The following is a 24,681-nucleotide window of genomic DNA, read 5'->3' as shown; positions in this document are numbered from 1 at the left end:
CTATTGCAAGGTATCTTGAATTAGATTTGTGACATGCAGTGGTCAAAGACCTTCATGGCCTTATTAATTCTCTTTTTTAGCCTTATGCCCTGTGCCGAAGGTTGGGAAGAAGATAACTGTGCAAACGAGAATGGAATTCACGCAGAATCTGAGCCAATAGATTCGCATGAAGAAACAGACACTTGCACTCCTTTTTGTGCCTGTGCCTGCTGTCACATTCCACTCACTTCAACCTACGTATTTCTAGAAATGCCAGAAAACGACCCACCTGTTGATTTCATAGTTGAAGTATCGGGAAGTATTACCCCTCCGCTATTTGAAATTTGGCAGCCTCCTAAAATCTAGTATTCGTTCAGAATACAGTTAGATTTTCAATTCAAATTCAATTAAAAAATGATCAAAAGATTCTTTTTAGCATCTGTATTAATGATGCTTTTCACCCATATGGCCATTGGTCAAAACAGCATTAGGTTTCAGGTTTTTGATGAAGAAACCAACGAACCACTTGTCGGAGCTACAGCTTTTGTAAGCACTACCAAAGGCGGAATATCGGATAGTCAAGGGTTTGTTACGCTCACCAATTTAAATGGAACACAAGTAGAAGTTCGTTTCTCTTTTGTAGGTTATGAAACACAAACCAACACTTATGTTTTTAGTGAAGTAGGTAACGAAACCATCAAAATCATGATGGAATCGGCTACTGAAGAGCATGAGGAAGTAGCCATTGTTACAGCCACCCGTTCTAGTAGAAGCATTGAAGAAATACCAACCCGAATCGAGTTTTTAGGAACAGAGGAGTTGGAAGAAAAAGCAGTGATGAAATCGGCCAACATTGCCATGCTGCTTCGCGAAAGCACGGGCATTCAAATGCAAATTACCTCACCAAGCTCGGCCAATCAGAGCATCAGAATTCAAGGTTTAGACGGACGTTACACTCAGCTTTTAAAAGATGGATTTCCACTTTATGGTGGTTTTTCTGGTGGGTTAAGCATTATGCAAATTCCACCTTTAGACCTAAAACAAGTTGAGGTTATTAAAGGCAGTAATGCCACTTTGTATGGTGGTGGTGCCATTGCGGGTTTGGTAAACTTGGTAAGTATTCAGCCCGAAGATGAAGCAAGGTTTAGGTTAATGCTAGATCAAACTTCGGCCGGAGGCACAACCGTGAACACCTTTTACGCCAAACGAAATGATAAATTCGGAATGAGCTTATTTGCTTCTGGAGGTTTACAAAACGCTTACGATGTAAATGATGACAACTTCTCCGACATCCCTGAATCAAAAGCCTTAACCTTCAACCCTACTTTCTTTTATTACCCAAGTGCAGACAGTAAAATCAGACTGGCTCTAAGTGGTACTTTCGAAGATCGACTGGGTGGAAATTTAGACGCTATTGATGCGGAACAAAGTAACGCAAACGCTTATTTACAAGAGAATAACACCAATAGGCTTTCTTACCAGTTGAGTTATGAGAAGAATTGGGATGCGAACAGGTCGTTCACGATCAAAAACAGTTTGTTGAGTTTTGACCGCACTATTCAGGAGCCAAGCTTGACGTTTAATGGTCAGCAATACGCCACTTTCAGCGAGGCAGCCTATTCTTTCGGAAGAGACAAAAGCAGATGGATTGTAGGCGCAAATCTTTATTCTGACAACTTTACGGAAGACAGCGGAACAAACAATAACCGTAATTACGAGCAAATTACAGCTGGTGCTTTTATTCAACAAGTAGAACAAGTTTCAGAAACATTCTCTATTGAATCAGGAGTTAGGCTTGACCATAACAATGATTATGGTTGGTTTGCTCTTCCCAGAGTAGCACTTTTCTACAATCCTGCTTCCAAATTCTCATACCGACTAGGCGGTGGGCTTGGATACAAAACGCCAACCATCTTTACAGAAGATACCGAGCGATTATCATTCAGAGGCTTGGATGCTTCGAACTTAACCAGCCTTGATGCCGAAAAATCTTTTGGTGGAAACTTCGATATCAACTACAAAACTGCCATTGGCGAACGTTGGACCTTCAGTGTAAATCAGTTGTTTTTCTATACCCAACTAAACGACCCATTGGCGCTTCGTCAAGTTCCGCTTACAAACTCATTTAGGTTTGAAAATGCTGGCGACCATATGCGCTCTCAGGGATTGGAAACTAACCTAAAATTGACCTACAATGATTTCAAATTGTTCTTCAACTATGCCTTAATAGACGCAAAAGAGAAGTTTGATAACCGCGATGACCAAAAGCCATTGACGGCCAAGCATAACATTGGGGCTGTTTTGGTATATGAAGAAGAAGGGAAATGGAGAATTGGGCTAGAGGCTTACTACACTGGCGAACAATACAGAAGAGATTTGACCAGAACGGATAATTACTGGATTACGGGTCTAATGGTGTTACGTAAATTCAAGCACATCAGCCTCTACAGTAACTTCGAAAACTTCTCTGACACACGTCAATCTAAATTCGAAAACATCGATTTAGGTTCAAACATGAGTCCATCTGATTTAGACATCTGGGCACCACTAGAAGGTTTTGTGGTGAACTTTGGGGTGATCATTGATTTTGGGCATTCTGAACATCATTAAAAAACAAAGCCACGCTTCATTAATTTTGGAGCGTGGCTTATCAATTTTCGTCAAAATGGAACGAAGGATAAATCAGTTCTTAGTGACCATGACCTCCGCCCTCACTATTCTTTGCTTTTCCCAATAAGGCATAAGCGCCTTTAATAATTAACTGCACTTCCGACATTTCGATAGAAGGGTCAGTAAAAGTAACTTCGGTATAGCCCTCCTCCGTATTGCCTTTTACCACTTCTAGCATTTCAAATTCGTGCATAGTGGTACCAGCCTCTTCTTTTTCTTCACCATAAGCAAATACATAATGTTTACCATCAAAACGCACGATGGTGTTGTCTGGCACTACCCATGCCTCATGACTGCCTAATTCAATATTGGCGGAAACATACATACCGGGCAATAATCCCTCATATTTTTCTTCCATATGACCGTGCACGGTCATAGAGCGATCTTCTCGCACCCCGCTGCCCACCAAAAACACTTCAGCATCGAGGGTTGGCCCGTTTGAGTTGGTAAGGTTAAAACGAATACGTTGACCTTTTTTCACTTTAGGAATATCACTTTCATACACCGTGAGTTCAACGTGTAAATCTTCAGCATTTGTAATGTCCATGATGGCATCTTGAGGCGACACATATTTACCAATGTTGGTGTACACATCGCGCACAGAGCCTGACACTGGTGAATATATTTTAACGGAAGAAGCTACTTCGCCCCCAGCAATTTTCTCTGGTGAAAAGCCTATGAGTTTTAGCCGCTGCTCCATGGCTTTAAGTTTGGCCTCATTCATTAGGTACGTACTTTTAGCTTGCTGAAAAGATTTACCTGATGCTACATTTTCCCCATAAAGGGCTTCCTGTCTATCGAATTCAGTTTTTAGAAATTCGCGGTTGGCCATGCTCTCCAAATACTCTTGCTGAAATTGGATAAACTCTGGGTTTTCGACTTCCACCAATAACTGACCTTTTTTCACTTGTGTGCCGGGCAACATTTCTGTGTATTTCACAAAACCACCATAGGGCATATTAATCGAAACATTACTTTGTGGCGGTACGTCAATCACTCCATTTACGCTTAATTCCGAACCAATAATTTGCTTCTTGATACTCCCTATTTGAATATCGGCCTGATCGTATTGGGCCTGTGTAAGTTCAAGGTGCTCTTCGCCTTCTTCTCCTCCAATTTCTATAGACTCAACTGAATTGTTACCGCATGCCATGGTAAGCACAACAAGTGCTAAGAGGAATGCATTTCTGATATATTTATTTGTCGTCTTTTTCATCTGTATATATTTTGATTATTGAACCCCAGAAATGAATTCAATTTGAATAGTAATTTGATTGTACTGATTAAGGATTTCTAAGTGATTGAAACCAATGGAAAGCGCTCTGTTGAGTCCGTCAATGTATTCTACGTAACCAATTTCACCGCTCTCAAATCCCCTTTGTGCCTGCTTCAAAATAAGCTCCGATTGTGGCAAAGCTTCCTTTTCGTAATATTCAAGACTTGTTAATGCCTTTTGATATTGTTGAAAAAGAGAGCTGAGCTGACTCTGTAGTTCATTGCTTTTGGCAGTGAGTAAGGCACCAGACTGTTCCTTTCTCAACTCTGCAGCTTTTACATTGGCACGCTGCGCTTTCATTCCAAAAAGTGAAATGCCAAGACCAATTTGAACCCCTGAAAAACGATCGCTCGAACTGAAGTTGGTAGGCACACCAGCACGCGTTTCGCCAGGCCCATTAAACGATTGGTTGAAATAGCCGAGGTTGATTTCGGGCAACATCCTTGAACGCTCCACCTGCTTTTCATTTTCAGCTATTTCTATTTGCTGTTTAAACCAAGCCAAGGTGGGGTTATTTGAAATTTGGGATGATGCTAGTACTGCTTCAATGTTTCGCTGATCAAGATCACCCTCAGCAATCTCAATTTCTTCCGACACATTGAGTAAAGCTTTTAGCTGATGCTTTAAAATCTGAATATCGGCCTCATTTTGGGCAATCAGCACTTTGATTTCTGCCACTTGCGCTTCTGCCGTAGCTTTCTCTAACAAATTACTTTCGCCTGTTTTAAAACGTAGTTCTGCTGCGCGCACAAAACGCTCATAAATTTGGTCTTGCTCAAGCAGTAAATCTCGTTTGTTTTTCTCCTTCCACAATTCAAACCAAGTAGATTTAACACGTTGTACCAGTTCGTTTTGGGTAGCCGTTTCCATCCATTCACTACCTTTTATTCTTGCCTCAGCCAATTTGCCTTGGTTGGTATATAGGGTTGGAAAAGCAAAGCTCTGACTGACGGATATACGGCTGTCATTGTTAAAATCACTGTTGGTTTGGCCGTACTCTAAGCCAAAATTAGTCTTCGACAAATTCCAGCTGCCTTTGCGCAAGGTTTGCTGTTCTTGTGTTTCTATTTGGGCAGCTCTTAAAGTTGGGTTGTTTTTAATGGCTGTGGCTATGGCTGAGTCAACGGATGGAAAAACCAATGGTCTTTCTTGCGCTTGAATATTGACAGGTGATAACATGCCAAGCCCTAGAACAAAGAACAAAGCCACGGCACTTCTTCTTACTTTTACCGTTCGTTCGAAATAGTAATACAAAATAGGCAGCACTACCAAAGTAAGGAAGGTGGCCGTAACCAAACCGCCAATCACTACAGTGGCGAGTGGCTTTTGTACTTCGGCTCCCGAGGTATTGGAAAGCGCCATTGGAAGAAAGCCCAAAGAAGCTACAGAGGCCGTCATAATTACCGGGCGAAGCCTTACGAATGTACCCTTATAAATTCGCTCAAAAACATCGGTAACTCCTTCTTTTTTAAGGCTGTTGAACTCAGCAATCAATACAATTCCGTTGAGCACTGCTACCCCAAAAAGAGCAATGAAACCAACCCCGGCCGAAATACTAAAAGGCATTCCTCTAAGGGATAAAGCAAAAATTCCGCCTATTGCTGAAAGTGGTATAGCGGTAAAAATCAGAAGGCTCTGCTTTACTGAACGGAACGTAAAGTATAGCAACACAAAAATTAAGAGTAGAGCCAATGGAACCGCCAGGCTTAGACGCTTCTTGGCTTCAACCAAATTCTCAAACTGGCCTCCATAGGTGATTGTATAACCCGTTGCTAGTTCAACAGAGGTGTCTACTTTTTCCTGAATTTCGGTGACTATGCTCTGTACATCACGGTTTCTTACGTTAAAACCGACAATGATTCTTCTGCGTGTATCATCTCGTTGAATTTGATAAGGGCCTTCTTTTACTTGCACATCGGCCACTTGATAAAGTGGAATTTGATGTCCATCTGCCCGGCTTATATACAGATTGCTTACATCCGATAGGTTCTCACGTTTAGATTTCTCAAGTCGTACAACCAAATCGTAGCGCTGCTCTCCTTCATAAACCACGCCTGCAGAGGCTCCAGCAAATGCTGTCTGTACGGTTTGATTAACCTCTTTTACGCTCAAACCATATTTTGCCAACTGGTCTCTTTTATAGTCAATTATGATTTGAGGAACCCCAGTAACCTCTTCAATATACAGATCCACTGCACCTTCAACGGTATTGGCGATCTCGCCAATTTGATTGGCATATGCTGAAAGTTGGTCTAAGTCTTCACCATAAATTTTAATGGCCACATCTTGCCGAACGCCAGTCATTAATTCGTTAAAGCGCATTTGAATGGGCTGAAGAAAACCAAAAGTTACTCCGGGAATTACCTCCAAGGCCTCTCCCATTTTATTGGCCAGTTCCTCCCTGTCCGTGGCTGAAGTCCATTCATCTTTGTTTTTCAAAATGATCATCATATCGGCAGCTTCGGGTGGCATTGGGTCTGTTGGAATTTCCCCTGCTCCAATTTTTGACACTACTTGTTCTACTTCTGGAAATTGATCGAGAAGGATTTTCTCTGCTTGAGTTGTTGCCTCAATTGTAGTTTGAAGCGAACTGCCCGTTAACACTCTCGTTTCAACCGCAAAATCACCTTCTTCCAACGTAGGAATAAATTCACCTCCCATATTAGAAAACACCCATAATGAAGCCGAAAACAACAGTACAGAAAAGCCGATAATCAATGGGCGTTTGTGCATTACCCACCGAATCGCTGGATCGTAAAGTCTGTGTAGAAAAGCCATGATATGGTCAGAAACATTCTTCTTTTGGCTCGGCTTTTTACTCATCACCAAAGCCGACATCATAGGCACATAGGTAAGTGAAAGAATGAATGCTCCAAGAATAGCAAAAGCTACGGTTTGGGCCATTGGGCCAAACATTTTACCTTCTGTTCCCACCAATGCTAAAATTGGTAAGTATACAATCAGGATTATGATTTCACCAAAGGCAGCTGAGGTTCTAATTTTACTAGCGGCCTTGTAAACTTCATCATCCATTTCAAACTGAGTGAGTTTTCGATTAACCTTAAGCTTGGTTAAATGGTGCATTGTGGCTTCTACAATAATCACCGCTCCGTCTACAATCAAACCAAAATCAATAGCTCCTAAACTCATCAGGTTGCCCGATACCCCAAAGAGGTTCATCATGGAAAAAGCAAAGAGCAAAGCCAGTGGAATTACAGAAGCCACAATAATGCCTGCCCTAAAATTGCCAAGCAGCAAAAGGAGAATGAAAATTACAATTAAGGCTCCTTCAATAAGATTCTTGGTCACAGTGCCAATGGCATGATCTACTAATTTACTTCGATCCAAAAAAGGTCTAATCTCTACACCTTCTGGAAGTGTTTTTTCAATTTCGGTAATCCTATTTTTAACATTCTTGATTACTTCTGCCGAATTTTCACCTTTCAGCATCATAACAATAGCACTGACCACCTCGCCTTCACCATTGCGAGTTGTTGCTCCGTAGCGCACCGCACTTCCTAGTTGTACCTTTGCGGCATCCTTAATAAGGATTGGAATTCCTTCATTGTTGTTCTTAATGAGGATGCTCCGAATGTCATCCAAATCATTCACCAACCCCTCACTTCGAATAAAAAGTGCTGTTTCGTTCTTTTCTATATAAGCACCGCCCGTGTTTTGGTTATTGTCTTCCAGTGCCTTAAAAATTTCGGCAATGGAAACATTCATGCTTTTCAAGCGGTCTGGATCAATAGCAATTTCAAACTGCTTTAAGTAGCCACCAAAACTACTTACATCAGCAACTCCGGGTGTCCCCAGCAGTTGTCTTCGCACTATCCAGTCTTGAATACTGCGTAATTCTCTGGCGTCATATTTATCTTCATAACCAGGCTTAGGCTCTACCACATACTGATAAATTTCGCCCAAACCCGTGGTTACTGGTGCCATACTTGGCGTTCCAGCCCCAGCAGGAATTTGCTCTTGGGCTTCAACCAGTCGTTCGTTTACTTGTTGCCGTGCCCAATAAACATCTACTTTCTCTTCGAAAACAATAGTAACTACTGAAAGACCAAACCTTGAAAAAGATCTTATTTCTTCAATTTGAGGTATGGTGGCCATTGTAATTTCAATAGGAAAAGTAATTAGCCTTTCTACTTCTTCTGCTGCTAAAGCTGGGGAAGTAGTAATGACTTGCACCTGATTGTTTGTGATGTCGGGCACTGCATCTATGGGGAGTTGAGTTAATGAATAACCACCCCAAATAATCAGACCTAGGGTAAACAACCCAATGATCAGCTTATTCTTTATGGAAAATGAAATGAGTTTATCCATGCTTTTACATTGATGATTTGCTTTGAGCGAATGGATCTAATGAAAATCGGGCATGCCGATAATCAGCCTTGTTTTAACCAAGACAATAGATTACTGCTCAAAAATTTGAAAAATTCTTAATGAAATTTGAAGTATGCCTCTACCACACTACTGTATGTAGAAACATAAAATCGATATGAAATGCTAAAGCTTGGGTGGTTGAAAAAAGCCAAAATCAGGCGCTACCACACCCTTACTAACACCTTCTTGATAAAATATTGAAGGCTTTTCAAATACAAAACCAGCTACAATTGAAGTAGCCATATGGGTATGACAGCAATGGCAACTGCAAAACGGAGAACATAAATCTAAGTGAGGCAATGGGGCAGCTGTTAGCTCCAGGTATGAAACGGAAGCTTCTATTTGTACTTCTCCGCTTACAGGCGCTCCATCCCCACAAGGGAAAGTAGACAACCCGAAAATGGTAAGCGCCAAAAAGAGCGTTATAAGTTTCATTAAATGCAAATGTAGGGCAAAAGCATGTGCAACTGGATTGCAAAGGTCAGGTAAATTACCAGATGTATGGATTCAGGCTGAGATCACTAACTTTGTTATATCTTAGCCGTAAGTCCATTCATAATATTAAATAAATGAACCTTAAAACATCTGCCCTACTTCTATCTGCCTTTGTCATGGCTTGTTCTTCGCCACAAAAAACGGAGAAAGCTGACCCCAAATCTAAAGTTCAAGAAATTGTAGATAAAGCCATTGCATTTCATGGTATGGAAGGCCTAAACGATGCCGAGTTTTCACTCACCTTTAGAAATATTGACTATACCTATACCAACCATAAAGGTATTTTCGAATACACCCGCACCCAAACCGACAGTATTGGCCAAACTGTTTTCGATGTAATGAATAATAATGGTTTGGTAAGGCTAACTGATGGCGACACCACAGAAATTACTGAAGAGAAAAGAGCTGCTTATACCCGTTCTGTTAACTCCGTGATATACTTTTTTCGATTACCCTTTGGGTTAAATGATGCCGCGGTAAATAAAACTTATGTGGGCGAAAAAGAAATGAAGGGCAAAACCTATTACGAGGTAAAAGTCACTTTTGCCCAAGAAGGTGGCGGTGAAGATTTTGATGATGTATTTCTTTATTGGTTCGATAAAGAAGACTATAGCATGGACTATTTGGCCTATTTATACCATACCGATGGAGGAGGAATGCGTTTTCGCGAAGCAATTAATGCACGAAGAGTTGATGGAGTTCTGATTCAAGACTACGTAAATTTAAAGCCCGAAGATGAGCGCATGGACATTATGAATATAGCAGAACTGTATAATGCTGGCGAACTTGAAGTGCTTTCTGAGATTATAAATGAAGATGTAAAGTTTACGCTCAATAAGTAAAGTTGAAAGTGGTTAACCTCCCAACTAACCTTTCACCATAAGTTTTAAACCACCTCGACAAAAAGCTGAATACACTAAAAAAATAAATCAATAATTTAAGACATATAATTCTATTGCTATGTCTTTTAATTTTTCAGAATGGTGGGATACCCTTGAAACTACCCATAAAATTTATTGGGGTTTGGCCATTCCATTTTCCATCATTTTCATTATCCAAATGATCTTGACCTTTGTGGGAGGTGAAGTAGATGTTGATGGAGACCCAGATTTTGACGTAGACAATGATGGCGGTGCGGGCTTCCAGTTTTTCACCCTAAAAAACTTTATTGGTTTCTTTACCATTTTTTCTTGGGCAGGAATTGCATCAATAGATTCGGGCTATAGCGGCCTTACAACGCTAATCATCGCTACAGTATCAGGCCTAATTATGATGACCATAATGGCCTCACTTTTCTACTTTTTCAGTAAACTAACCGACAGCGGCACCATGAATATCAATAACGCAAAAGGCGGAATTGGTGAAGTGTATATGCGTATCTCAGCAGAAAGAGGTAATGTAGGTAGAGTATTGATTAAGGTGCAGGGCTCTTTAAGAGAGCTAGAAGCCATAACCGATGACGAAATAGACATCCCAATGGGCTCGGTTGTCAACGTAAAAGACGTCATCAACAACAATATACTTTTAGTGTCTAAAAATTAACCTAATCAATATGAGCGAAACTTTTATCATTTTAATTGCCGTTGTAGCGGTCTTTATCTTTGTTATGCTGATTGGCCTCTTTAAGAGGTACAAAAGATGTCCTTCAGATAGAATTCTAGTAGTCTACGGAAGAGTAGGAAACAATGCAGGTACCGATACTGGCCGCTCTGCAAAGTGTATCCATGGAGGTGCGGCATTTGTTTGGCCTGTCATCCAAGACTATGCCTTTCTAGACCTCACTCCTATTTCTATTGAGGTCAATCTTACCAATGCACTAAGTAGACAAAACATTCGTGTAGACGTTCCTTCAAGGTTTACAGTGGGTATTTCTACCGAAGAAGGTGTAATGACCAATGCTGCCGAAAGACTTTTAGGCCTTTCTCAACAAAACATTCATGACCTAGCCAAAGACATTATTTTCGGTCAGTTGCGTTTGGTGGTTGCTACTATGGATATTGAAGAAATTAACTCTAACAGAGATAAATTCTTGGCCAATGTAGCTTCTAATGTTGAAGCGGAATTGAAAAAAATTGGTTTAAAGCTGATCAACGTAAACGTAACCGACATTAAGGATGAGTCGGGTTATATTGAAGCGTTAGGTAAAGAAGCCGCAGCAAAAGCCATTAACGATGCAATTAAAAGCGTAGCCGAAAAAGACCGTGATGGTTTGATTGGCCAGGCCAACGCACACCAAGATCAACGTACTCAAGTAGCAGCAGCTGACGCAAGTGCCGTTGAGGGAGAAAACTTAGCAAAAATTAAAGTAGCTCAGTCCGATGCACTTCGTTTAGAAAAAGAAGCTGAAGCTAGAAAAATTGCTACTGCTGCTGAAAAAGTACAGGCAGCCAGAGCCTTAGAAGAAGCCTACGCTGCAGAACAACAAGCAGAAAACGCCAGAGCAGAAAGAGATAAATCAAGTCAAACCGCTGATGTTGTAATCCCAGCTCAAATTGATAAGCAGCGAGTAGAAATTGCCGCTGAAGCTGAAGCGGAAATGATTAGAAGAAAAGCGCGAGGTGAAGCAGATGCAATTCTCTATATGAAACAAGCCGAAGCAAAAGGTATTTATGAAGTACTTACTAAACAAGCTCAAGGTTTAGAGCAAATTGTGAAAGCCGCTGGCGAAAACTCAAGAGATGCTGTACTTCTATTAGTTGCTGACAAACTACCTGAGCTCGTGAGACTACAAACCGAAGCCATCAAGAACATTAAGATTGATAAAGTAACTGTTTGGGAAGGCGGTAACACTACTGATGGCAAAAACTCAACAGCCAATTTTATTTCTGGACTTTACAAATCAGTACCTCCTTTACAAGAGATGTTTAATATGGCTGGAATGCAATTACCTGAATATTTGAAAGGTAAAAATGTTGACGAAATTCAGGAAATGGCTGAAGAAATTAAGTCAAAAGGAAAAACTGAAGAAGAGTCTAACTAGTCACATCGGTTAACAATAAGATCAAAAGTCAAGTCGAAAGGCTTGACTTTTTTTATGCAGAACAATCGCTCGGCTGTGCCGGGTGATAAGATAGTTTGTCGGAATTTTGCCAACTATTTAGTTAATATAAGCCCCGGCTAAGGCTTTAAAAGCTATAGGTCACTCGCTGCAAGCGAGCGACTGCTACTCTGAACATACCCACTGCCACAGTCGCTCGGCTGTGCCGAGTGACAATTAGCGTTTTGGCATCTTGCCAACATTACATTCTGCTAGTTCTCAGTGGTGAATTGGGGTTTGCACTTGAATACTGCCAAAACTCCCCATCCGTCACCAAGCCTGCTTCAACAGGGTTATTTCGAATGTATTCAGTTTTCTGGTATTGAATATGGGCAGAATTAAGTTCGATTGGGTAGTTAGTTTTTTGCCAGAACATATATTTTGCATTCTGCCGATAGTATTTCGCATTGAACTCAAACATATGCAAAAGCCATTTCGAACGACTCTCATATTGCTGATTCTCTCCTATTTCCTTTATGATTTGTTTTGCAGTAAAGCTCTTAAAATCACGTAATATGAAATTCAAATTTCCATCTAAAGATTGAGCAATCATATTAATATGACTGGGCATAATTACATATTCAAAAACTATCAAACCTTTATTCTTAATACAAAAGTTAAGGCTCTCAACAGTTTTATCGCAATAGGCCTGCCTAGTAAATATATCAATCCAATCTACAACGGTTAGTGTAATAAAGTAGGGCAGATCAGTATTCGACTTCCTTAATTCTGACATAGATTTAATCAAAGTATTCTTTGAATATAATAAACCCTAGCTTTAAAAACTACCCGTCACTCGCTTCAAGCGAGCGACTGAGTTCTGAGCATTAATATTTTAACAGTCGCTAGGCTTTGCCGAGTGATAGTCTAACTAGTCACATCGGTTAACAATAAGATCAAAAGTCAAGTCGAAAGGCTTGACTTTTTTTATGCAGAACAATCGCTCGGCTGTGCCGAGTGATAAGATAGTTTGTCGGAATTTTGCCAACTATTTAGTTAATATAAGCCCCAAGGCTTTAAAAGCTATCGGTCACTCGCTGCAAGCGAGCGACTGAGTTCTGAGCATTATCACAGCCACAATCGCTAGGCTATGCCGAGTGATAGTCCAACTAGTCACATCGGTTAACAATAAGATCAAAAGTCAAGTCGAAAGGCTTGACTTTTTTATTGCAGAACAGTCGCTCGGCTGTGCCGGGTGATAAGATAGTTTGTCGGAATTTTGCCAACTATTTAGTTAATATAAGCCCCAAGGCATTAAAAGACATCCGTCACTCGCTACAAGCGAGCGACTGTTGTTCTGAGCGTAAACATCCTAACAGTCGCTCGGCTGTGCCGAGTGACAATTAGCGTTTTGGCATCTTGCCAACCTTATTCTTAGTCAACTGAATGACAACATGATAAAAACTAATAGTAACCTTTTCCTTTCCAATGATCCACTCTTACATTTTATTCAGCGATTGTGTAATATGGCAGCATGAATAAGAAAGTAACCATCGGAGTTGTACAGGCTGCACCAGAATACCTAAACGTTGAGAAATCCATGCAAAAGGTGGAAGCACTTTTAAGAGAAGCTGCTGCCAAAGGGGCTCAGCTTGTCACTTTTGGAGAAACTTGGTTTACTGGCTACCCCGCTTGGATTGACTACTGCGATGAGTACGCCCGTTGGGACTTCCCCGCTACGAAAACCGTTTTCGCCAGAACACATGCACATAGTTTAGATGTAAATGGGCCTGAGGTAAAACAAATTGGGGAATGGGCCAAAGAGTTAGGCGTAGTGGTAGTGATGGGTATCAATGAAAAAGTAGGTTCGGGAATTGGAAATGGCACAATTTACAACAGCCTTCTCACTTGGAATGAAAAAGGAGAACTGGCCAACCATCACCGAAAACTTATGCCAACGCATACGGAAAGATTACTTTATGGCCATGGTGATGGTGCAGGATTACAAGCTGTAGACACTTCTTTTGGTAGAATTGGTGGATTGATTTGCTGGGAGCATTGGATGCCACTAACACGCCAAACCATGCATAATTCGGGCGAGCATATCCACGTGGCAGTTTGGCCAAAAGTGCACGACATGCTTCAGGTGGCTACACGTTCATACGCTTTTGAAGGCCGTTGTTTTGCAGTTGGTGTTGGCCAAATTATGCGGGTGAAAGACATTCCTTCTGAGCTTAAACTTCCCCCAGAATTTGAAGGCAAACCCGAATATATGATTTTGAATGGTGGCAGCTGTATTTTTGGGCCAAGTGGAGAAACCATTTTAGCTCCTCAATGGGGTGTTGAAGGTATATTCACTGCAGAAGTAGACCTTAACAAATGTTATGAAGAACGATTGGCTTTGGATGTAACCGGGCATTATCAGCGCCACGATGTTTTTGAGCTGACTGTAAACAAAAAAAGACCGAAATAAATCGGTCTTTTATATCTCTTTTAGGGCAAGCTACTTACAATCCTTTCGCTCGTCAATTGTCTCAGCATATTCCCATTTATTGATAACAAACTTAGGATCACCAATGCTAGTGCTGAAACCAGAAAGTGAGTATGTATAAACAGTTCCCATGCTATCAATGGCTGAAATCTTAGTGAGGTTGTCACCATCCACCGTCAAGTGTAATTCTGTATACGGCCTAGTAGTAGTAGGCACTAACTTAATCATGTTTCCGTCCATTGTTGCTTTGTGCTCATAGGCATAAAAAGTCAACAAGTTGCCATAATCTACAATAGCCTCTGTGTTCTTACCAGGGCAGAAATATAGAATCTGGGAATGATCTTCCTCTTTGGTTCCTACATATTCCGTTTTACCATCGTTTAGCCAAGTTTCATTAGGCCCATATTTCAAAATATATTGATCACCTTTTACTACCAGTGTTCCTTCCTGAACATTTTTAAATCCCATGTCCTCATTATTGGCTTCATAAACAATATTGAGCTTGTAATTAGGAACACTACCATACTTATTGGCCAGTTTGGTCACCAAGGCATCTGCATTTTGGGCAGATAGAACATGGTTTAAAGACACTACACATAAGAGTGACATTAAAAAAATCTTTACAGTGCGTTTCATCAGTACATACTTTAGTTTTGGAAAATCAATTTCTCCTCGATGGAAAAAAGGAATGTGACGGTATTTAGATTAATTGAGGAAGGTAAAAATAAAAAAATCCTGTGAATTTACACTCACAGGATTGAAATTACTATTCTTTTCGGCTATCCTTTTCGGATATATATATTTCCGTTTCTGGTTTCCATGGTTACTTCGGCTCCGCCACCATTGAGTTTACCTTCCACCCAATCTTCATATTTAACTTTATAACCATTGCCTTCTTTACTCTTTTTAGGTGTTGTTTTTTGAAGAGCAAAATTTTCGAAATCAGTAAAAATATCTCTATGGGTTTTCATTCTCGTGCTAAACTTAGTGCCAGCAGGTACGGTCAAATCGACATTGCCATTATAAGTAGTGAAAATCATTGGTGCATTCGCAGTAACAGAACTGAAAGTAGCCTTTACTTCTCCATTATAAGTACTAGCACTCGCAGAACCACTTACATTATTTAATGTGATAGGCCCATTATAACTTTCTATGCTGTGCTCGCCATTTACGCCCTCAACTTCAATGGCTCCGTTGTTATAGGTTTTTACCTCAAGGCTAAAATTTGTCGGTACCTGAATCTCAAAGTCAACTCGATTATTCCAGCCTTCTGTTTCTACTCTCACAGTGTTATTTCGCTCTTCAGCTTCCACATTAAATCCTCCGCTACTCAACAAGCGCATGCCATTTTCATTAGATTCACGTTCTACCTTTTTACTGTACTTTATCATTTTAACCTTAACCGTAGGCCCCGAATAAGCTGAAATCTTAACAGTTCCATTATGTGATTCAACTTGTAGTTTTCCTTTCTCCCCCGGCTTGCTTAAAGGAATTTCAAGTTCCTCGGTGTCTTGCTGGTACGCTTCTTTCCATGCCCCTTCTTCATCTCCAAAGTTCATTTCAAATATGCCCTCGATGCTGCTCATGGCTTGCTCAATATGCGCACCAAGATCAATTTCAAAATCTGGCCCCATCGTCATCTTTAGATCTGGAGTTACTTTAACCTTCATTTTTGCATCTACCTTATCCTTTTGAGCATTCATGCTAAAAGCTGATAAAATCATTAACAGTATTACACTTACCTTTTTCATATTACTTGTTCTTTTGAGTCTTTGATTAAATAATTTTTTCAATGCTCGCTTTGAGCGTCATTTTTACATCTTCTGGCGTTTGATCATTTTCCAGAATAGAGTTCAGTTCATCCTTCGCTTTTGTTTCTTGTAGCTTCACCATCAATTCGGCCAAGTTCACTTGCATTAAAGGCGACTTTTGTTTTGAAATACTGTTCACCAATCCTTCTCTTACTTTAGGGTCATTGGCAAACTCTGCCAGTGTATTCAAGGCAGCAATCCGCACATTCGTACTGGGGTCGCTATTGAGGGTAAGAAAAAGTGCATCGATGACTTTTTGATTGGAAGAAGAAAGCTGAGACGACATTTGCACGCCTTTCAATCTGTCCGAAACTGATTCTTTTTCCAACATGGCCATCATCATCATTTCTCGCATCTCCACCATCTGACCATTCAAGTCTGAGAGTTCCTCCTTATATGAGCTATTTCCCAAAGTTGTTCCGAAGAAAAGACCGATAACTAACAGGCCAATGCCAAAGGCCATTCTGCCATACTGGTTAGCGAAAAGGAAACTCTTTATTTTTTCTAATAAGGAAGACCCATTATTGGCTTGAGGCTGTTTTTCCTGTGCCTCATTCAGCATTTGGTAGAAGTTTTCTTTCAAAGCAGACGAAGGTTCGGGGGTGGACGAGTTCAGCATTACTCCTTGAAGTTTCGCCATTTCCTCTACCTCAGCCATATCAATATGCCCTTCTCGAACGTATTGTTGGAATTCCTTTTCCCTTTCAGGCGAAAGTGTGCCATCAATAAACTCTGTAATCATTGACATATATATTTCTTCCATCTTATTTACTTTTTAGCTTTCATCACCCTAATATCTCCGTTCAGTGTTTTGAATGAGAACTCTGGCCCTCCGTTTCCTACTTGGTAGCTATTGGAGTTGTCAATCTTATATTTTGTACCTCCGCGCTCGCCCTTATTGGCCACTAGTTTTGGTGATATCTTTTGAGAAAACTCGAAATCACTGTACACCTCTCCCCATTGACTTTCGAAGTTGTAAATGGCACCCAAATTAGCTGGAGCAAATATTTCAATCTCCCCATTCACCGTTTGGAACTCAGCAAACTCGGTTGGCATTTTTAGGTAATTCACTTCTATTTTACCGTTTACTGTACTGGCTTTGGTATTGCTTTCTACATCAATCAGCCTTACATCTCCATTTACATTATTGGCATAAACTTCACCTTTCACACCTTTAATGTAGAGGTCGCTCTTATTCACAGTAGAGATTTTTACGCTAATGTTTCTGGGTACTTTCACTTTGTAGTCAAGCCTTACCCTGTAATTAACTCGTTCTCGATCTTGGTTCCAGTCCCAGCCGCAAGCCAAAGGGTCATCCTTTTCTCTCACTTGATTGTTCGGTGTAGTGAATCGGGCTCGCACAAAACCATCGCCTTGAGCAAAATCAAGTTTCACCTCTTCCATTCCTTGTTTAATCTCTGATTGGTTTCCTGAAATTTGTTTCTCTACTTCAATTTCTATGGTGTTGCCATCATGTGCTTCTACTTCAATATCTCCTTCAATATTGCACACAGCAAACCATGTTGCCTTTTCATTTTTCACCGTAAAGCTCTTCTTTACTGTTTCCGTTTCGCTTTGCCCCTTAACCATCAGGGCCGGCAAAAATGCCACAAGCAAAACCATACACTTTATCACTTTCATCATTCAGCTATTTTGTTGTTTCATTGCGCAGAAGGAGCTGCCTCCAACTGCATATAGACCATTTTTAAATCCTTCAATGCCCTGAAGATTCGCACCTTCACCGCACTTTCAGTAATTCCCAGTAAGTCGGCAATGTCTTTATATCGCATTTCTTGATACTTACTGAGAATAAGCACTTCCTTCTTTTCGAAAGTCAGTTGATTCATGGCATGCTGCAGCAAATCCATTTCCTCCCTTTGAATTCTATTCGACTCTGCATTACTCTCATTTCTGAAATATTTATCAGTCACCTCTACATCTTCTTTATAGCCCATCTTTTTGTTTTTCCGGTAGTGGTCGGCAAAAAGATTTCGGGCCATATGGTACATCCAGGTTTTAAACTGACCGTCTCCTTTGTAGCTGTGTTTGTATTTCATCATTCGCAGAAATACATTTTGCACTAAGTCTTCACTCACCTCACGGTCAAGGGTTAAGCGATAGAAAAAGCCATACAGGCTCTTGTTATATCGCTCGAACAACAACCCGAGTTTATCGAGCTGCCCTTCTTTTACTTGTAGCATTAACGCGTTGTCAGAGAGAGAATCCAATCGTCTTTTTTAAGAATTCAATGGGGGAAACCTAAGCTTTTTAGAAAGGTTACAAGTCAAGGTACACTTTTTTGTTTTTATTCAGATATGCCCTATATTCAAATGCCCTAAGCATAAAAGAACAATGGAAATAACAAAAGAAAGCCTAGAACAAGAAATTCAAGCGCTGACAGCGCAGCTTACTGGAGACATGTTTAAAGACATGGACATTAAGGATCAAATACACAATTTAACGATGAAACTGAATGGGGTAAAACCTATGGATTCATCTTTTGAATGTGTAGGCTGTGGAAGCTAAGCCATGAAAATAGCACCAAATTCAACCTTAAAAATTGAGCCTCTTTTGGCTCTTTTTTTATTCCTATTCACTGCTTGTAGCGAAACGAATAACCAAAGAGAAGTCCCTACCGATAATCCTTTTCTTGTGGTTTTGGGTGTCGCACAAGATGCTGGTTACCCACAGGCCGGTCAAAAACAAGAATGGGAATTAATAAAGGAAAGAACGGCACGACCAAAGAATGCAGTGGCGCTTGGTCTTGTTGATCCCACCACCAAACAGCGTTGGTTATTTGAAGCTACCCCTGATTTTAAACTTCAGCTGCAAATGTTGGATGATGTTTCCCAAACCAACAATTACCCTTTAGATGGAATTTTCTTAACACATGCGCATATTGGCCATTACACTGGGCTCATTCATTTAGGCAGAGAAGTGATGGGCACTTCGGGGGTTCCTGTTTATGCTATGCCCAAAATGAAGGCTTTCTTGGAAGAAAATGGGCCATGGAGCCAGTTGGTTGATTTAAATAATATTGAAATCAAACCTCAACAGGATAGCATTACCATTCAATTGAACAGTAGTGTTTCCGTTACACCTTTTACCGTTCCACACCGGGATGAGTTTTCAGAAACTGTTGGTTACGAAATTAGAGTCAAGGATAAGTCCATCATTTTCATTCCAGATATTGACAAGTGGAGTAAATGGAATCAAGACATTATTGAAGTAATTCGAAAAAGCGACATGGCACTACTAGATGCTTCTTTCTTTAAAAATGGCGAAATACCTGGGCGCGACATGAGTGAAATACCACATCCCTTTGTTGAGGAAAGTATGAGCTTGTTTGGCAAACTATCGGATGAAGACAAGGCAAAAGTTTATTTCATTCATTTTAACCATACCAATCCACTGAACTTCAGCGATAATGATGAATCGAAATTGGTTAGAGAGAAAGGTTTTAAGATTGCTTATGAAGGACAAATCATGGAGTTTTAATAACATCGATCACAACAATCTATAATACTCCTTAGTTGTTTTTCTAGCCCCTTAAGCGTAGAAATTCAAACAATATGGAGATTGATCATCAGGAATTAGAAATATTATTGAGCGTTGTTATTGCCACAGTACTTTGTGGTATTGTAGGTTATGAGCGCGAAAGCCGAGATAAACCTGCTGGCCTCAGAACCAATATGATTGTTGGTGGCTTTAGCTGTTTAATTGTTTCGTTATCGCTACCCTTGGTCGATTTTATTCATAATTATGAACTTCACGAAGCAGTTAAAGCAGACCCTATAAGAATTTTGCAAGCCCTTGTTGTTGGAATTAGTTTTATTGGTGCTGGAACTATCATTAAGCAAAACAACGATAAAGTAAAAGGACTAACTACTGCGGCCACCTTACTTTACTGCCTTGGAATTGGCATTGCCACCGCTTTACATAAGTACATTATCGCAGTTGGCATCACGTTTATTATTTTAATCATTAACTACTCCTTCACCAGGGTAAAAGAAAAAATCACTGATAACTTAGGGGAAGACAAAGTACCTGATTAAGGTTATTTGTCAGTAACCAAGAACCTTTCAATTCTCCAAACGACCTGATACAAAAGCAGTTTCGCCAACATAGTAGCGATTTACCGAAGGGGAATATAGAATATAAACACAGTGCATAAAAACAAAAAAAGACAGCCATTTCTGACTGCCTTTTAGTGGGCGCTGAGGGATTCGAACCCCCGACCCCCTCGGTGTAAACGAGGTGCTCTGAACCAACTGAGCTAAGCGCCCTTTCTGATTGGGAATGCAAAGGTAATACGGGTTTTCATTATTGCAAACACTAGAGCAAAATAAAATTGAAATATTTTTCATTCTATCAAAAAACTGGCTTAAACACCTTAAAACACATATTTTAATTAACTTCGCACGGGTCTTAAACTAGAACGCACCAAAACATGACGCTTGTAGAGTTCAAACAAATATTCGATCTCTATTACACCCCGATCAAGAATTTCCTCTACTACAAGTCGGGAGATGTTGATTTGGCTGAAGACCTCACTCAGGATGTCTTTATGAAACTTTGGGACAAGCGCGAGGAGATCAATCAAGAAACCGTAAAAAGCTATCTCTATACCATTGCGAGCAATATGCTGCTCAACAAGTTTCGACATGACAAAGTAGTGTTCACTTTCGCTGAAAAGAACAAAGACCGCTTTAATGAACAATCACCGCAATATGCATTAGAAGAAAAGGAGTTTAAACAGCAACTCGAACAAACCATTGCGGCCATGCCCGAAAAACAAAGGGATGTTTTTTTAATGAACCGCATTGATGAATTGACCTACAAAGAAATTGCCGAAAGATTAGAACTAAGCGTGAAAGCCGTTGAAAAACGAATGCATGGCGCACTATCTTTTCTTCGGGATAAAGTGAATCGCAAAATTTAACTATATTGAATTTGTGAAGCACAACGACCCGATTGAGGATTGGTTTTACACCAAAACATCTGACCAAGAACGAGAAGAACTAGAAAAGGCCATGGCTTTTTCCTCGAACCTTGCTGTGCCTATTGGGAAATCAAAAGATCAAGCCTGGAATCAGTTATTAGGCAATATTGAAGAACAAAAAGAAGATAACGAACGCGCTCTAATTCCACCAAGGGAAAAAGTAAGTCAGTGGGTTGCATGGTTCACTGGTATTGCAGCCATGTTGATTGCTGGTTATCTCACCCTTTATAATCCATTAGGTGAAAACCAAATGGTTCGCAACAAAGCTGAACTTGGAAAAGTAGAAAGAATGATCTTACCGATTGGTTCAAGTTTAACATTAAACTCGTCTTCTTATTCTACTTACAATCCTCAAACATGGTATGACAAACGAGTTGTAAAGCTCGAAGGAGAGGCCTTTTTCGAGGTTACGGAAGGATCTGAATTTTTAGTAGAGACCAGTAATGGAACGGTTCAAGTACTAGGAACTAGCTTTAATGTTTTTTCGAGAGGCTCAAATTTTAGTGTGGAGTGTTCTACGGGCATGGTTTTAGTCACTTCAAATGGCCAGCAAGTTGAGCTAAAGCCCGGCCAAAAAGTAACTCTCAAGGATAAAAAGCTAATTTTAAGCGAATTCAACATTGACAAAATTGCTACTTGGAGGTCAGGTGATTTCTACTTTGACACCGCTCCTCTTAAAATGGTAATAGAGGAAATGGAAAGACAGTTTGATATAAAAATAAAAGTGAAAACAGATATTGCAGAAAGATATTATAGCGGATTCTTCAGTCGAACCAACTTAAAAGAAGCCCTGCAGTTGGTTTTTGTGCCAATGGGCTTAGATTTCGAGATTAACAACAAAGAGGTAACTGTAGAATAAGTAGTGCGAAAAATAATCTACCTCCTCCTATTTCTATTTGTAAATAGCTTGCTTTACTCGCAAGCCCTACCAGATATTTCTATTAATGAAACATTCAAACAGACTTCATTATCTAAGGTTATTCGCATTTTAAAAAATAAGTACGATGTTAAAATAGCGTATGATGACGCCCTTGTTACTGGAATTAATATAGATGGCCAATTTACCAACAGGTCTTTATCTGCTTTCCTTGATGAAATCCTTCCTTCAAAAGGAATAAACTATCAAGTACTTAATGGTAAAATAATTCTCACACCTGGTCAAATTAATATTGACCTTCAAACACCAAGCTTATTCGATCTGACCGTTTTTGGAATGATTCAAGATGCTCAAACTGGCGAAATGTTGCCAAATGCATTGATTAGAGTAGCGGGAGAGAACAGAGGAACCATATCGAATAAAGACGGTTTCTTTTCTTTGAGTCAGGTACCTACCGACACCTCTACAATAGAAGTAACTTATTTGGGCTACAAAAAGAACACGGTAAAACTAGACCCTAATAAATCCAAACAGACGCTCCGTATTTCTATGGCCGAAAATACTGTAGATTTAGCTGAGTTCACGGTTGTTGACCTTAGGTCTGACAACACAATTCAGTATGGAGAAGAAATCAGCCAAATCTCTATAGACCCAAACAGTCTCTCATCGCTACCGAGTTTAGGAGAATTAGATATTTTCAGGTCATTGCAACTGTTGCCAGGAATTAGCGGTACAGACGAAACTTCATCAGAACTTAGCATTCGAAATAGCCCATCAAGCCAAAATCTTGTGTTATTAGACGGATTTACTATTTATCGACTCGATCATTTTTTTGGGGTATTTAGCGCCATTAACCCTGATGCAGTTCGAGATATTCAAGTATACAAAGGGGGCTTTGGGCCAAAATATGGTGGCCGAATTTCTGGAGTAGTAGACATCACTGGCAAATCTGGGAACTTTAATAAACCAGAATATTCTTTCGGAATAAACCTTTTAAGTGCACGAATGAGCATAAACGCTCCTTTAAACGAAGGCAAAGGTGCCATACACTTTAGTACAAGAAGAGCCTATACTGACGTGATCAGAAGTAGCCTATTTAAGAAGCTTTACAAAAACTACCGAGAAAACTCAAACCAAGTAGATGACCAAGGAAATGACAATTCGCTTAGACCAAATTTCCATTTTTATGATGTCAACCTGAAAACCACCTACAACATCTCAAAAAGAGATATTGCCAGTTTTTCGTTGTACTGGGGCAGAGATGAACTCTATACCGACTTCGATCAAATTACAGGCTCTGGAACGAGTATAATAACGGAAAATACAGACGAAATCGCAGAATGGGGAAACCTTGGTATAGGCGGCATTTGGTCTAGAAACTGGAGCAAAAATTACTACTCAAGTTTTCAGGTGGCGTACTCAGGACATAACTTCGATTACCTTTTTGAAAGCGAAGAGCGAAATGAAAACAGTCAGGTTACAAATGCATATAGTGCCACACGACTCAATGATGTATCAGACTTTCAAATCAATTATAAAAATGAACTTAAGTTCAAAGAAAGGCACCATCTCGATTTTGGCCTAAACGTGTCGGCTATAACCACCATTAATGATGTAACCATTGACGAGCAAATACAACTACCTTTTGGGGAACGCGAGCAATCGGGTGGCATTTTCGCCCTTTATGCCTCAGATGAACTGCGACTTAATAAAAAACTGCGACTTAATGCGGGCTTCAGATATACCGCTACAAACCTAACTCACAAAAACTACTTTGGCAGACGACTAGGCTTGACCTATCAGATTAGTCCTTCAATAAAACTAAAATTATCGAATGGCCAATATTACCAACTGGCCAGACAAGTACTCTATGACGACCCTCGCTCTAACCTTCAGGATGGATGGAATTTAGCATGCAACACTGCATTTGGCGCCTTAAACTCTGAGCACTTGATTGGCGGAATAAACTACTCGAAGAATGGCTTTATGGTAGACATGGAGTATTACCAAAAAAATGTTTCTGGCTTGGTAGAGTATACAGTTTCACACATGTTTGACCAAAACATGCCAAATGACACTCAACCCTTAGTGACAGAATCTGTTGGTGAAGAAAAAATCAGAGGCCTTGATGTACTGATCCAGAAAAAAGTAGGGCCATACCACGGCTGGTTATCCTATACGCGTAGTAAATCGAGTAGTATTTATCCTCAGATTAATGATGGACAAAGTATTCCATCGAGGTTAGACCAGCGTAACGAGGCGAAATTTGTTAACGTGTTGGAGTTTAAAAAATTCAATGTGTCTGCTACTTTTCTATATGGTAGCGGAAGGCCATTTTTCAAACCTGAACTCAACTTTATTCGAGACAATGGGGGCACAGCAATTAATTACGAAATTCTAAACCTGAATAAAACAGTAGAACGACTACCAACTTACCATAGGCTAGATATTTCTGCAGCCCTAAAATTTGAAAATGAAGACGTTAGAGGAGACTTTGGCATTTCAATACTCAATGCCTACAACCATAAAAACATTCAGAACCGAAGGTTAAATGTTAGCGCCATAGAACGCGCAATTAACAACAGAGAAGAACCAAGTGAACTTTATAGAGATATTGTATTACTTGACTTCACCCCATCGATATTTCTCAACCTTTATTTTTAATTTTTTCTAGACCTTAAGGTAGGGTATGTGTTTATACACGTGTATTATCC

General features: G+C 40.1%; 21 protein-coding genes and 1 tRNA gene. 12 read left to right on the top strand and 10 right to left on the bottom strand.

All coding sequences use genetic code 11. From position 1 onward, the window contains the following. Positions 1-33: 33 nt before the first annotated feature. Positions 34-345, top strand: coding sequence for a hypothetical protein (locus AWW67_RS01490; protein ID WP_062299738.1), 312 nt, complete (start codon positions 34-36; stop codon positions 343-345). 48 nt (positions 346-393) lie between these two features. After that, the gene (locus AWW67_RS01485; RefSeq protein ID WP_260311219.1) at positions 394-2,589 is read left to right on the top strand and encodes a TonB-dependent receptor; all 2,196 of its coding nucleotides are present in this window, start codon (positions 394-396) and stop codon (positions 2,587-2,589) included. 79 nt (positions 2,590-2,668) lie between these two features. Here the strand turns inward: AWW67_RS01485 and AWW67_RS01480 are convergent, their stop codons facing one another. The 3 genes from AWW67_RS01480 to AWW67_RS01470 form a co-directional block, all read right to left on the bottom strand. Then, positions 2,669-3,865, bottom strand: a complete 1,197-nt coding sequence (locus AWW67_RS01480; RefSeq protein WP_071387025.1) for an efflux RND transporter periplasmic adaptor subunit — start codon at positions 3,863-3,865, stop codon at positions 2,669-2,671. Positions 3,866-3,880: 15 nt separating this feature from the next. Next, the gene (locus tag AWW67_RS01475) at positions 3,881-8,254 is read right to left on the bottom strand and encodes a CusA/CzcA family heavy metal efflux RND transporter (RefSeq protein WP_062299736.1); all 4,374 of its coding nucleotides are present in this window, start codon (positions 8,252-8,254) and stop codon (positions 3,881-3,883) included. A 183-nt stretch (positions 8,255-8,437) separates the two neighbouring features. Next, positions 8,438-8,749 (bottom strand): DUF6660 family protein, encoded by a 312-nt coding sequence (locus tag AWW67_RS01470; protein WP_062299735.1) that lies wholly within the window; start codon positions 8,747-8,749, stop codon positions 8,438-8,440. Between the two features lie 134 nt (positions 8,750-8,883). On the opposite strand from AWW67_RS01470, the gene AWW67_RS01465 reads away from it, so the two are divergent. The 3 genes from AWW67_RS01465 to AWW67_RS01455 all read left to right on the top strand — a co-directional run bounded on the left by AWW67_RS01465 (position 8,884) and on the right by AWW67_RS01455 (position 11,789). Then, positions 8,884-9,651 carry a DUF6503 family protein gene (locus AWW67_RS01465; protein ID WP_071387024.1) on the top strand — a complete coding sequence of 256 codons (768 nt, stop codon included), beginning with the start codon at positions 8,884-8,886 and terminating at the stop codon, positions 9,649-9,651. Between the two features lie 118 nt (positions 9,652-9,769). After that, on the top strand, positions 9,770-10,351 hold the full coding sequence (locus AWW67_RS01460; RefSeq protein ID WP_062299732.1) for a hypothetical protein: 582 nt from the start codon (positions 9,770-9,772) through the stop codon (positions 10,349-10,351). 10 nt (positions 10,352-10,361) lie between these two features. After that, positions 10,362-11,789, top strand: a complete 1,428-nt coding sequence (locus AWW67_RS01455; RefSeq protein ID WP_062299730.1) for a flotillin family protein — start codon at positions 10,362-10,364, stop codon at positions 11,787-11,789. 259 nt (positions 11,790-12,048) lie between these two features. Here the strand turns inward: AWW67_RS01455 and AWW67_RS01450 are convergent, their stop codons facing one another. Then, on the bottom strand, positions 12,049-12,582 hold the full coding sequence (locus tag AWW67_RS01450) for a hypothetical protein (RefSeq protein WP_062299728.1): 534 nt from the start codon (positions 12,580-12,582) through the stop codon (positions 12,049-12,051). A gap of 738 nt (positions 12,583-13,320) precedes the next feature. Here AWW67_RS01450 and AWW67_RS01445 point away from each other — a divergent pair. Then, a complete protein-coding gene (locus tag AWW67_RS01445) occupies positions 13,321-14,259 on the top strand; it encodes a carbon-nitrogen hydrolase family protein (protein WP_062299727.1) in 939 nt (312 codons plus the stop codon). A 30-nt stretch (positions 14,260-14,289) separates the two neighbouring features. On the opposite strand, the gene AWW67_RS01440 is transcribed toward AWW67_RS01445, so the two are convergent. The 5 genes from AWW67_RS01440 to AWW67_RS01420 form a co-directional block, all read right to left on the bottom strand. After that, positions 14,290-14,913 (bottom strand): hypothetical protein, encoded by a 624-nt coding sequence (locus AWW67_RS01440; RefSeq protein WP_062299725.1) that lies wholly within the window; start codon positions 14,911-14,913, stop codon positions 14,290-14,292. 143 nt (positions 14,914-15,056) lie between these two features. Beyond that, positions 15,057-16,028: a DUF4097 family beta strand repeat-containing protein gene (locus AWW67_RS01435; RefSeq protein ID WP_053224955.1), complete on the bottom strand. Its 972-nt coding sequence runs from the start codon at positions 16,026-16,028 to the stop codon at positions 15,057-15,059. 25 nt (positions 16,029-16,053) lie between these two features. Continuing rightward, positions 16,054-16,851: a HEAT repeat domain-containing protein gene (locus AWW67_RS01430; protein WP_062299724.1), complete on the bottom strand. Its 798-nt coding sequence runs from the start codon at positions 16,849-16,851 to the stop codon at positions 16,054-16,056. A 5-nt stretch (positions 16,852-16,856) separates the two neighbouring features. Further along, positions 16,857-17,732, bottom strand: a complete 876-nt coding sequence (locus tag AWW67_RS01425) for a DUF4097 family beta strand repeat-containing protein (protein WP_062299722.1) — start codon at positions 17,730-17,732, stop codon at positions 16,857-16,859. Positions 17,733-17,749: 17 nt separating this feature from the next. After that, positions 17,750-18,316: an RNA polymerase sigma factor gene (locus tag AWW67_RS01420; protein ID WP_062299721.1), complete on the bottom strand. Its 567-nt coding sequence runs from the start codon at positions 18,314-18,316 to the stop codon at positions 17,750-17,752. A gap of 124 nt (positions 18,317-18,440) precedes the next feature. On the opposite strand from AWW67_RS01420, the gene AWW67_RS18940 reads away from it, so the two are divergent. The 3 genes from AWW67_RS18940 (at position 18,441) to AWW67_RS01410 (ending at position 20,143) form a co-directional block, all read left to right on the top strand. Continuing rightward, complete coding sequence (locus AWW67_RS18940; protein WP_176699979.1) at positions 18,441-18,614, top strand: hypothetical protein; 174 nt, start codon at positions 18,441-18,443, stop codon at positions 18,612-18,614. A gap of 3 nt (positions 18,615-18,617) precedes the next feature. After that, a complete protein-coding gene (locus tag AWW67_RS01415; RefSeq protein WP_062299719.1) occupies positions 18,618-19,586 on the top strand; it encodes an MBL fold metallo-hydrolase in 969 nt (322 codons plus the stop codon). Positions 19,587-19,660: 74 nt separating this feature from the next. Further along, positions 19,661-20,143, top strand: a complete 483-nt coding sequence (locus tag AWW67_RS01410) for an MgtC/SapB family protein (protein ID WP_062299717.1) — start codon at positions 19,661-19,663, stop codon at positions 20,141-20,143. Between the two features lie 156 nt (positions 20,144-20,299). Here AWW67_RS01410 and AWW67_RS01405 read toward each other — a convergent pair. Continuing rightward, a tRNA-Val gene (locus AWW67_RS01405) sits at positions 20,300-20,374 on the bottom strand. 164 nt (positions 20,375-20,538) lie between these two features. Here AWW67_RS01405 and AWW67_RS01400 point away from each other — a divergent pair. The 3 genes from AWW67_RS01400 to AWW67_RS01390 are packed head-to-tail and all read left to right on the top strand — an operon-like array spanning position 20,539 to position 24,631. Next, the gene (locus AWW67_RS01400; RefSeq protein WP_062299714.1) at positions 20,539-21,030 is read left to right on the top strand and encodes an RNA polymerase sigma-70 factor; all 492 of its coding nucleotides are present in this window, start codon (positions 20,539-20,541) and stop codon (positions 21,028-21,030) included. A gap of 13 nt (positions 21,031-21,043) precedes the next feature. Beyond that, positions 21,044-21,949, top strand: coding sequence for a FecR family protein (locus tag AWW67_RS01395; protein WP_062299713.1), 906 nt, complete (start codon positions 21,044-21,046; stop codon positions 21,947-21,949). Positions 21,950-21,997: 48 nt separating this feature from the next. Then, entirely contained in the window at positions 21,998-24,631 is a 2,634-nt protein-coding gene (locus AWW67_RS01390) for a carboxypeptidase-like regulatory domain-containing protein (RefSeq protein WP_062299711.1), read from the top strand. Positions 24,632-24,681: the final 50 nt, after the last annotated feature.

Origin of the sequence: Roseivirga seohaensis (genome assembly GCF_001592945.1) — a bacterium.
GTDB classification, from domain to species: Bacteria; Bacteroidota; Bacteroidia; order Cytophagales; family Cyclobacteriaceae; genus Roseivirga; species Roseivirga seohaensis.
Note: the sequence above shows the minus strand (reverse complement) of the source record. Positions and strands in the feature narration are given on the sequence as shown.

Coding starts and splice junctions, on each gene's coding strand:
- AWW67_RS01460 (WP_062299732.1), top strand. CDS start 9,770: ATGTCTTTTAATTTTTCAGAATGGTGGGATACCCTTGAAACTACCCAT.
- AWW67_RS01410 (WP_062299717.1), top strand. CDS start 19,661: ATGGAGATTGATCATCAGGAATTAGAAATATTATTGAGCGTTGTTATT.
- AWW67_RS01475 (WP_062299736.1), bottom strand. CDS start 8,254: ATGGATAAACTCATTTCATTTTCCATAAAGAATAAGCTGATCATTGGG.
- AWW67_RS01485 (WP_260311219.1), top strand. CDS start 394: ATGATCAAAAGATTCTTTTTAGCATCTGTATTAATGATGCTTTTCACC.
- AWW67_RS01435 (WP_053224955.1), bottom strand. CDS start 16,028: ATGAAAAAGGTAAGTGTAATACTGTTAATGATTTTATCAGCTTTTAGC.
- AWW67_RS18940 (WP_176699979.1), top strand. CDS start 18,441: ATGGAAATAACAAAAGAAAGCCTAGAACAAGAAATTCAAGCGCTGACA.
- AWW67_RS01465 (WP_071387024.1), top strand. CDS start 8,884: ATGAACCTTAAAACATCTGCCCTACTTCTATCTGCCTTTGTCATGGCT.
- AWW67_RS01430 (WP_062299724.1), bottom strand. CDS start 16,851: ATGGAAGAAATATATATGTCAATGATTACAGAGTTTATTGATGGCACA.
- AWW67_RS01425 (WP_062299722.1), bottom strand. CDS start 17,732: ATGATGAAAGTGATAAAGTGTATGGTTTTGCTTGTGGCATTTTTGCCG.
- AWW67_RS01480 (WP_071387025.1), bottom strand. CDS start 3,865: ATGAAAAAGACGACAAATAAATATATCAGAAATGCATTCCTCTTAGCA.
- AWW67_RS01440 (WP_062299725.1), bottom strand. CDS start 14,913: ATGAAACGCACTGTAAAGATTTTTTTAATGTCACTCTTATGTGTAGTG.
- AWW67_RS01455 (WP_062299730.1), top strand. CDS start 10,362: ATGAGCGAAACTTTTATCATTTTAATTGCCGTTGTAGCGGTCTTTATC.
- AWW67_RS01450 (WP_062299728.1), bottom strand. CDS start 12,582: ATGTCAGAATTAAGGAAGTCGAATACTGATCTGCCCTACTTTATTACA.
- AWW67_RS01445 (WP_062299727.1), top strand. CDS start 13,321: ATGAATAAGAAAGTAACCATCGGAGTTGTACAGGCTGCACCAGAATAC.
- AWW67_RS01400 (WP_062299714.1), top strand. CDS start 20,539: ATGACGCTTGTAGAGTTCAAACAAATATTCGATCTCTATTACACCCCG.
- AWW67_RS01490 (WP_062299738.1), top strand. CDS start 34: ATGCAGTGGTCAAAGACCTTCATGGCCTTATTAATTCTCTTTTTTAGC.
- AWW67_RS01415 (WP_062299719.1), top strand. CDS start 18,618: ATGAAAATAGCACCAAATTCAACCTTAAAAATTGAGCCTCTTTTGGCT.
- AWW67_RS01470 (WP_062299735.1), bottom strand. CDS start 8,749: ATGAAACTTATAACGCTCTTTTTGGCGCTTACCATTTTCGGGTTGTCT.